Origin of the sequence: Cytobacillus oceanisediminis (assembly GCF_007830235.1) — a bacterium.
Lineage (GTDB): Bacteria > Bacillota > Bacilli > Bacillales > Cytobacillaceae > Cytobacillus > Cytobacillus oceanisediminis.
The window spans coordinates 44,221-53,682 of sequence record NZ_VLKI01000011.1; the positions used below are offsets into that span (position 1 = coordinate 44,221).

The 9,462-nt window shown below is 40.8% G+C and carries 8 protein-coding genes; 3 read left to right on the plus strand and 5 right to left on the minus strand.

The features are described 5' to 3' along the window. Positions 1-29 precede the first annotated feature (29 nt). Positions 30-1,715, minus strand: a complete 1,686-nt coding sequence (gene ezrA / locus IQ19_RS17230; protein ID WP_144543608.1) for a septation ring formation regulator EzrA — start codon at positions 1,713-1,715, stop codon at positions 30-32. A gap of 343 nt (positions 1,716-2,058) precedes the next feature. On the opposite strand from ezrA, the gene hisJ reads away from it, so the two are divergent. After that, positions 2,059-2,853, plus strand: coding sequence for a histidinol-phosphatase HisJ (gene hisJ, locus IQ19_RS17235; protein ID WP_144543609.1), 795 nt, complete (start codon positions 2,059-2,061; stop codon positions 2,851-2,853). A gap of 27 nt (positions 2,854-2,880) precedes the next feature. Here hisJ and refZ read toward each other — a convergent pair whose 3' ends face one another. Then, on the minus strand, positions 2,881-3,513 hold the full coding sequence (gene refZ, locus IQ19_RS17240; protein WP_144543610.1) for a forespore capture DNA-binding protein RefZ: 633 nt from the start codon (positions 3,511-3,513) through the stop codon (positions 2,881-2,883). Positions 3,514-3,689: 176 nt separating this feature from the next. On the opposite strand from refZ, the gene IQ19_RS17245 reads away from it, so the two are divergent. After that, on the plus strand, positions 3,690-4,169 hold the full coding sequence (locus IQ19_RS17245; RefSeq protein WP_144543681.1) for a GAF domain-containing protein: 480 nt from the start codon (positions 3,690-3,692) through the stop codon (positions 4,167-4,169). A gap of 44 nt (positions 4,170-4,213) precedes the next feature. Here IQ19_RS17245 and megL read toward each other — a convergent pair whose 3' ends face one another. The 3 genes from megL to IQ19_RS17260 all read right to left on the minus strand — a co-directional run bounded on the left by megL (position 4,214) and on the right by IQ19_RS17260 (position 8,103). Beyond that, complete coding sequence (megL, locus tag IQ19_RS17250; protein ID WP_144543611.1) at positions 4,214-5,401, minus strand: methionine gamma-lyase; 1,188 nt, start codon at positions 5,399-5,401, stop codon at positions 4,214-4,216. Positions 5,402-5,559: 158 nt separating this feature from the next. Then, the gene (locus IQ19_RS17255; protein ID WP_144543612.1) at positions 5,560-7,440 is read right to left on the minus strand and encodes a sensor domain-containing diguanylate cyclase; all 1,881 of its coding nucleotides are present in this window, start codon (positions 7,438-7,440) and stop codon (positions 5,560-5,562) included. 90 nt (positions 7,441-7,530) lie between these two features. Beyond that, positions 7,531-8,103 carry a hypothetical protein gene (locus tag IQ19_RS17260; protein ID WP_144543613.1) on the minus strand — a complete coding sequence of 191 codons (573 nt, stop codon included), beginning with the start codon at positions 8,101-8,103 and terminating at the stop codon, positions 7,531-7,533. 451 nt (positions 8,104-8,554) lie between these two features. Between IQ19_RS17260 and rpsD the strand changes: the two genes are divergently transcribed. Continuing rightward, on the plus strand, positions 8,555-9,157 hold the full coding sequence (gene rpsD / locus IQ19_RS17265) for a 30S ribosomal protein S4 (protein ID WP_026583503.1): 603 nt from the start codon (positions 8,555-8,557) through the stop codon (positions 9,155-9,157). The last annotated feature ends 305 nt before the right edge of the window (positions 9,158-9,462 follow it).

Consider the following 9,462-nt stretch of genomic DNA (forward strand, 5'->3'; position numbering starts at 1 on the left):
AAGACCAGATCCGATTGGATCTGGTCTTTTTATTCTTTAATAATCTCTTCGATCTTCTTTATGGCCCCTGGCTCTACCTCTTCTATAGAAGCAGCAGCCTGTTCCAATGCTGTTTTATAATCATAGCTCCTAAAAGAAGACTCCGCTTCTTTAAGACCTTTATCTATGGACGGATACCTGCTTCTATATCTGTTTCCATATTGAATCACTTTCTCTGCAAGAAGAATGGTCTCAATCATGTCATTGGTCGAGTCAGCAGCCTTGTCTACAGTAAGAACTGCCACTTCAAGATACTGCTGTACAGCCGGGATGTTTAATGGCTTCTCATCCAGCTTCGCCAGCACATTATCTATGCTTTCTTTTGCATCCTGGATTAAATACTTATATTCCTGGGAAACGCCAGGTACATTGCTTTTAGAAATAAACCTCATGGTCTCAGTAACTTTTTTGGTTAGCTCTTTTACCTTTTCCCTGGCAGACAATTCATCTTTTCTTAATGCCTGGAGTTTTTCTGCGAATGCTGTCTGCTCATCCGAGATTTCCTCAAGCTGTTCCTTGACTTCAGCAAGCTCTTCCCTCAAAACAGTGTGAGGAGCGCTTTGGCTATTAATCTTATGCTCGAGCACCTCAAACTTTTTAAACAGCTGGGTCAGTTTCTTTTCTAATTGCACCTGAACTTCCAGATCCTTATCCGAAACATGGTAGCTCTGCCGGACAACCGACATTTCTGCTTTCAGATGGCTGTTAATATCTTTGTTATTATACAGCATGTTTCTGGTTGCTTCATCCTGCTGGCTTAAGTAGTGTCTTGCGTGAACTTCCTTTTCCAGAAGATCGTATAGCAGCTCAATTTTGTCTTTGATCTCCTCTACACCTTTCTGGACTTCAGCAGTCTCTGCCTTGTCAACATAGCCGGCATATGCAGCTACTTCCTGTTCAAGCCGCTCAATTTCTATATCCATTTGCAAATGATCCAGGATGTAGCCCTGTTCCAGCATTTCCTTGTATCCATCCTTTAATTCTTCCAGCTGGGAAGGAATTTTGGATTGGCACTCCACCATCAAGTTCGGAATAGCCTCCATTTTGCTTTGGGCATCCTCCAGCAGTACTTTGATCATTAGAAGAGTTTCGCGGGCTTCGAGATAATTGCCCTTTTCTGTTTTCTCATCAAATTCTTCAAACTTCGCCAAAGCCTCATCGAGCTGTTTTTCCAGAAGGGTTTCTGCTTTCCCAAATGTATGGCGATGGGCAAGCAGTGATTTTTTGCATTCGCGGTACATATCTTTTAATTCTTCAATTTCCGCCCTGTTCTTTTCTTCGCTCCCAACAAGCTCATTCAATTCACCAAGCAGCTTTTTAATGCTCTCTTCAATTTCGTTTAGACGCTGTTCAATTTTCTGCTGAATTTCCTGGGCTTTTTTAAACCGGTATTTATCGATATTCTCTTCGGCATCAAATAAATACTCCTCCACATCAGGAAGCTGTGTTGTAACAATTTCGTCCCACTCATTTCTCCAGCGTTCAAATAATTCCTCGGTTTGGCCTGTCATATTAAGCTTTTTAACCCTTGACATCTCATCGAGAACAGGGCGATCAGTTATATCCATCTTCCATGTTTCAAGCCTGTCAATTTCTTTATAATGTTTTTTCTTCAAAAAATATCCCGTCAGATATAGGCATATAAGAATGACTATACCTCCAATTATGTATTCCATGTTAAAGCCCCCTGTTCTGATCCCGAGCCGATATGTATATGTATAGGTTTTATTTAAGTTGGTTTTGCATGCCCGAAGGCGCTTCCCATTTCGTGTGTTATTTTCAATGTTTTTATGATACCATGTAAACGACATTTTTTGACTATTTATTTCATATTTTTATGAATTTGTTGCATTCATCAGTCAGTAATTTTTGAGTATGACTGGTGTTTTTCAAAAGTAAGAGAAACGAAAAAGACACTCGCCTTCTCTTTTATTGAACAATATGAGATTCTCAATTACAAACAATTCGCTTTTTATTGCTTATTTCCTTCCTAATTGTAAAAGAAAGGTGATATTCCTTATGTTTAAAGACGGCCACATCCATACATCATTCTGTCCGCATGGTTCGAAAGATCCATTGGAAAATTATGTCGAAAAAGCACTGGAGCTTGGCTTCCGGGAAATTTCCTTTACTGAACACGCCCCATTGCCTAAGGGTTTTAAGGATCCTGCTCCTGCTTCTGACAGTGCTATGAGGCAAGAAGAATTGGAACAATATTTTGAAGATATTTCAAGGGTCAAAGCGGCTTATAAAGGAAAAATCAAAATCAATGCAGGGCTCGAGGTAGATTTTATTGAAGGGTTTGAACAGGAAACCCGGAACTTTTTAAATGATGCAGGAAAATATTTGGATGATTCCATCTTATCTGTCCACTTTTTAAGGCATGATAACCAATACGAATGCCTGGACTACAGCCCAGATGTTTTTGGAAAAATGATCGAGCAATACGGTTCTATAGAAGAAGTATACAAAAATTATTTCCGAACACTTTTTTTATCAGTCCTGTCTGATTTGGGTCCGTTTAAACCTAAAAGAATCGGCCATATTACACTGGTTAAAAAATTCCAAAAAAAATATCCCGTTGATAGGGAATACAGGGAAGAAATTTCGGAGATTCTGGATGCAGTACATATTCAGGGGTATGAACTTGACTATAATGGAGCAGGTTTCTCCAAGCCCCTTTGCAAAGAACCATATCCTCCTGATTGGGCAGCTAAAGAAGCCCTCAAAAAAGGGATTGCACTTATTTATGGTTCAGATGCGCACCAGGTAAAGGAAATGGGACAGGGCCGCAGTGTCATGAAATACCTCTAATTGGTCTTTAACGTTTTTGGGCAGATTTCACAACACAGCAGCATATGGTTTTCCTGCATGATGATTGCATAGGACTCCGTCAATCCAATTAAAGATTTCCTTCGTGTATTTCTCTGCAAAGTACTTTTCGTGAGGAAACACATGCAGCACCTCTGCCATATAATGTGTATTCAAAAATGGCATGGACAGCAGCCCTTTTAATTGGATAATCATATAATTGGCTGAATGGGACCGAAACTCTTTTGTTTTCAAGCCGCGTTCCAAAACCTTGCTGAAATAGAATTTTTCCTTAGCCAAATAAGTGGACATAATTTCTCGGACCACTTGTGAATCAATCGATATTTCGCGGAGAATAAGCCTAGTCAAATGGCTATTATCAAATTGGTAAGCCATGATATTCTCCGCTATTTTTTTCAAGCTGAGGGCTGCTCCTTGGTCCATAAGGGAAAATCCCATCTCAATCTCCTCGATATAGCCTTCAAAAAAAGCAGTGAAGCAATATTCAAGCAAACCATGTTTGTTATCAAAGTAGTAGGATATATTTGCCGGATTGGTTTTTGCTTTCCCGGCAATATCACGAATGGATGTCCCGGAAAAACCTCTCGTATTGAATAAGGATATAGCAGCCGAAACAATTGCCTCTTTAGAATTTTTCCTCACCGTTCCCGCCTCGCTTTCTTTCGTCAAATTCACTTTAATACGCGGATTAGTTGTTATAATTAAACATTCTTGCTAAAATCGTCTTATCCTTTTTTAAGTTCTCGACAATGTCTTCCTTATTTCCTGCGTTTCTGCCAGGAAATTCACATATTTTTTAGAGAGTAAGGTGAATAATGATGTTTAATGTCGAATCATACCGGGGAACCCGTGAAGAAAATTATAAATTAGTCATCAAACAGCTTTCTGCATTGCTTGAAGGAGAAAAGAACCAAATTGCCAATCTCAGCAATGCATCTGCGCTGCTCAATCAATTCCTTGGCCGTACAAATTGGGTAGGGTTTTACCTGATGGAAGAAGGGGAGCTTGTGCTTGGGCCCTTTCAGGGACTGCCTGCCTGTGTAAGGATTCCACTTGGAAAAGGGGTCTGCGGAAAGGCAGCCAAACAAATGGAAACTGTACGTGTGGAAGATGTCCATCAATTCCCTGGACATATTGCCTGCGATGCGGCTTCTGAGTCGGAAATCGTTGTTCCTCTTATCAAAGACGGGAATCTGCTAGGTGTTTTGGATATCGACTCACCTGAAAAAAACCGCTTTGATGAACTCGATCAGGAATACTTAGAAGAATTTACAAAAGTGCTGGTATCTTATCTATAACAAAAAGGAGATGTCCCTTCAAAGGGCATCTCCTTTTTTGACTATTAAATCCTATCAAGTGCCTGTGCCAGATCATCGCGGATATCTTCCCATGATTCAAGGCCGACAGAAAGTCTCAGCAGTGTATCTTCAATCCCCATTCGCTCCCGGGATTCTTGTGGCACAACCGCATGGGTCATGGTAGCCGGGTGCTGGATCAAGGTCTCAGCATCTCCAAGACTCACCGCAATTTTGATTAACTTTAGCTCATTCATAAATGCCTGGGCTGTTCCTTTATCTCCTTTCAGTGTAAAAGAGATCATTCCGCCTGGTTTCCTCATTTGTTTTTTGGCGATTTCGTAATCGGGATTATGGTTATCCCCCGGAAAATAAATTTTCTTAACTTTTGGATGCTCCAATAAATATCCCGCAAGCTTTTCAGTATTCTCGCAATGGCGGTCTAGCCTTACAGCTAGCGTTTTTAATCCCCGGAGGAGCAGCCAGGCATCAAATGGAGATATAATTCCCCCGATATCTTTTTGAGTGGTCATTGAAACTTTATCCAAAAATGCTTTTGGACCTATGACAATCCCTGCCACGACATCCCCATGGCCGCCTATATACTTTGTCGCACTGTGAATGACAATATCGCAGCCCAGCTCAATCGGGTTTTGCAGATAAGGGGAGCAGAATGTATTATCGACTATAACAGGTATCCCCTTCTCTCTCCCTACTTCTGCAACCATTTTCAAGTCTACCAGTTTCATTGTTGGGTTAATGGGCGTTTCAACATAAATGCAGGCTGTCTCAGGTTTTATTTCCTCCAGAAGCTGTTCTTTTGTTTCCATTGTGGAAAAATCATGACTGGTTTTATATTTTTCATCCATCATCGCAAGCAAACCAAATGTGCATCCATAAACGCCCTGAGAGCATAATATATGATCACCGGTTTTAGTTAATGCAAATAGCACAGCGGATACCGCAGCCATGCCGGACCCGAAAGCAAGGGCAGATTCCCCCTTCTCAAGGGCTGCCATTCTTTCTTCAAGCATTTTAACCGTCGGATTGCCCAGACGTGAATAAATATATCCTTCCTCTTCACCAGCAAAGCGCTTTTCACCTTGCTGTGCAGTTTCAAATGTAAAAGTTGATGTTTGAAAAATTGGCGGTGCAAGGCTTCCATTGAACATTTCTGAATCATAGCCTTCATGAATAACTTGTGTCTCAAACTTTACCTGATATTTCCTTTCCATATAACTCTCCCTCTCGATGTAAACGCTTTCATAATTTTCTGTAAAAAAACCTCTCTTTCAGCATATGATAAATGTCTATTTTTTGAAAGTGTTTTGTTTTGAAAAAAGTAATGTGACTTTCACAGAAAAGAGACTGCCTAACGAATTAGAGGCAGTCCCTATATAAATGAATTTTCAGCTGACTCGATGACCGCTTTATTTTTGCCTGAATGCTTTGCAGTATATAATGCTCTGTCTGCTCTCTTAAATAAAGCCGGATAGGAGTCTTTCCGTCCCCTGCTCCAATAAGAGACTCCACAGGAAATGGTCACTCGAGGATTTGAACTCTCAAATACCTTTTTAACGAGCCTTTCAGCAATGATTGTCCCTGCTGACAGTGAAACAGCCGGAAGGTAGACAGCCAGCTCCTCGCCGCCCCATCTTGCTCCTATATCAGTGCCGCGTATATTTCCATTAATTACATTGGCGACCTGGATAATAACATCATCGCCAACCTGATGTCCATATGTATCATTTATCGCTTTAAAATCATCAATATCAATCAGCATAAATGTTCCTTCATGGTCTTCATTCATCGATTGATGTATGCGGTCGTCCAAATAGCTCCTGGAGTATAGCTTTGTTAAGTGATCCGTCACAACCATCTTCTCCAGTTCTTCCCTTAACATCGAATTGGTAAAAGCTAAAGTGGAATGATGAATCAATGATTGCAGGAGTTTAAACGTTTCAAATGGAAAATGGTAAGGAGAGCGGTGCATGACCAGCGCAAAGCCCTTTAATGCTCCTGATTGGGTCATTGGCACTGCCATAATGGACTTAAAGCGGGAAATCAGCTCCTGATTTTGCAAGCTAAAATCCCCTATAAAAAGTGATTCCCTCTCCTTAATAATTTTTTCCTTAATATACCGAATATAGGGATCCGCATCCTTAGTTTGGAAGAAGCCGGTACTCCCATTAATTACATTTGTATTGACACCTTCAGGCGATAACAGAATAAACCCCGCTTCCTCAGCGTCAAATGAACGCAATATTTGCTCCGACATAAACGTCATCGTTTCCGTCAGGCGCAAATTCGAATTCAGGCGGTGGGAGGTTTCATTGATTAATTGAAGGTCTGCTATCAGGCGCTTAGATTGCTGATAAAGCTGGGCATTTTCCAGCGCACTCCCTGCCGTATTGGCAAGCAGCGTGATAAATTCCACCTCATTTTTAGGAAACATCAGGGTATTGGGCGCAATCACCTGCAGGACTCCATATACCCCCTGTTTGCCTTTCAGCGGGGCATAAAGTACCGAGCGCTTTTCCTGAATGGAATCTTCAAATTGGACAGACCCTGTTACATATGCCTGCATGGCTGCGATATTTTCGCTGTCATATTCCAGATCCCTAATCGGCAAATCTCCGTGACTATTATTGTCCTGGGACAATAATAGATAGTACGTAAAGGTAGGATACACTTCTTGCAAAGTATAGATGATTTCCCCAAGCACCATATCCATATCCATCGAAGAGTGAAATTTCTCCGTTACACGGTATAGCTGTTTATACCGTTTCTCCTCAGATACAATCTTGGCAAGCCCATGGGCTTTATCTAAAAATTGTCCGCACTCTCCGCTAAGCTCCTGCAAGATATTTTCTGGCAGAAACCTAAAAGAATCCAGTCCCCCTTTGAGGATCATACAGCCAAGTAATTGGTCACCCTTCATCAATGGAAGGATTAATTCCTCCCCCTGATTCCCTATACCCGCACTGCTGAGTTCCCTGCTTTCCCTTACCCATGCCTTAAGGCCGTTACAGGAAATAACAGGCGGCACAGCACTTGCCTGATCGTCTGGGCTGGTCGAAGCTTCTACAAAAAACTCCTGTTTCCATTCATTGCAGCCATATAAAATGATTTCTTCCGCACCGGTCAGAGTTTTTATGGCCGAAAGCATTTCATCCAGCAGTTTTTCATAATGAAAGAACCCGTTCTCTGTATCGATAATATCAAAGAAGCGGCTTTTCAATTTATAAATGATTTTGCGTTCGAGCGCATCCATCTCCATCATCACCTATCAATTGTTTCAGATCAGGAATTTTTAAATCAATAAGACTATAATAGCTAACCAGATAATTTTTTTTCGGCAAATTTATGGATATTTCGTATCAATTTGCGCAATTTTAATATCTTCTTCAGTAAGTATCAGCCAAAGCAGGCCATCCTCAGATAAAGAATGGATCTCTTTCGCCTTTGTTCCGCTCGGCAGATTGATTGTATTATTTTTAATGTAAAGCGTTTGTCCATTTGCAGAACATTCTATTTGATAGGGTGATGAAGCCATTCTAAACCCCTCATCCCTCTTCGCCTGCTGAAGGTTCCCGGCAAAATAACTCCAGCCATTTCCGGTTTTAACCCAGAAGCCATTCCCTTCCCGATCAGGGGCAAGTTCCTCTGGAGCTTGGCTCAGTGCGGAAGCATAGAAAGTCTTAAACTTAAAGGGGCTTGTTCTTTCTACTTCATATACTGCCATCAGATGTTCTCCATTTTTATATTCATATACAGCTATTCTGGGAGAACCTTCGTCACTGCTTTGCCGAAGAACCAGCACTTTCGGATCATTAGTTTCAGGCACCAGCTGCATATAAAATCCTGCAGCGGCTATAGAAATAAACACTAAAATTAAAAAAAAGCGCAGCCGCTTTTCTTTTCTTGTTTCATTCATTAGAACCATATCTGTATCTATTCCAATTTTTTCTTCATTATATCATATCTTTCCAAATGACTCTTTAGTTGTTTAATAATTTTACGCAAAAAATAGCTTAGTCCTTATTTCTCCTATATAATTGCATATATCGTTTGCTAAAACTAATAGTTAAATTAAGCAATAACACCTTGACTTATATCCAATAAAAATTATATAATACTCCTTGTGTAAAATATTGCAGCCTATGTGAGCACCTTGATGTACTCATTTTGTTCCTCAACCAGAGCTTTGAAGTTAGTTTTGTCTAGCTTCAGGCGCCATCGGCGACAAGCATTTCTGGGGATGGGGTACTGTGTAACCCTCTGCTGCTAGGGCGAAGGTACATGAAAACAAAATGGTCTTGATTGTTGTGCACATCTGTTTCTGTTTTTATTTTACCAAAATAAAAACACAAAAGGAGGAGTCTTAAATGGCTCGTTATACTGGTCCAAGCTGGAAATTATCCCGCCGCCTTGGAATCTCTCTAAGCGGTACTGGTAAAGAATTAGAAAAGCGTCCTTACGCTCCTGGACAACATGGTCCAAACCAACGCAGAAAATTATCTGAATACGGATTGCAATTGCAAGAAAAGCAAAAGCTTCGTCATATGTACGGAGTGAATGAGCGCCAATTCCGTAACTTATTTGATAAAGCAGGCAAAATGCCTGGTAAGCACGGTGAAAACTTCATGATTCTTTTAGAATCACGTCTTGACAACGTTGTATACCGTTTAGGTCTTGCACGTACTCGCCGTCAGGCTCGCCAACTTGTTAACCATGGCCACATCATGGTTGATGGAGCTCGTGTTGATATTCCATCATACCGCGTTGCACCTGGTCAAACAATCACACTTCGCGAAAAATCTCGCAACCTTGACATCGTTAAAGAAGCAATCGAAGTGAACAACTTCGTACCTGACTTCGTATCTTTCGATGCAGACAAGCTAGAAGGAACGTTCACTCGTATGCCTGAACGTTCTGAACTTCCAGCTGAAATCAACGAATCTCTAATCGTTGAATTCTACTCTCGTTAATATTTGCTTAAGAACTGCCAATATATGTCGGCAGTTCTTTTGTTTTGTTAAGGGATTCGATGAATCTGGTTTTGGAAATCTTTAATTTTAGAATAGGGTTACCAAGTGGACTTTTGTATAGTTGGGAACTTTATCGGTATCCGCGGAATAATTGCCATTTTTGATCTCCTCGACATTTTTTCGTCGTTAATCACTTGGATTAACTGCAATTTTGATCAACCGGGGCATGTTTGCGTCGTTAATCAGCCAGATTAACTACCATTTTGATCAACCGGACATTTTTTCGTCGTTAATCACCTGGATTA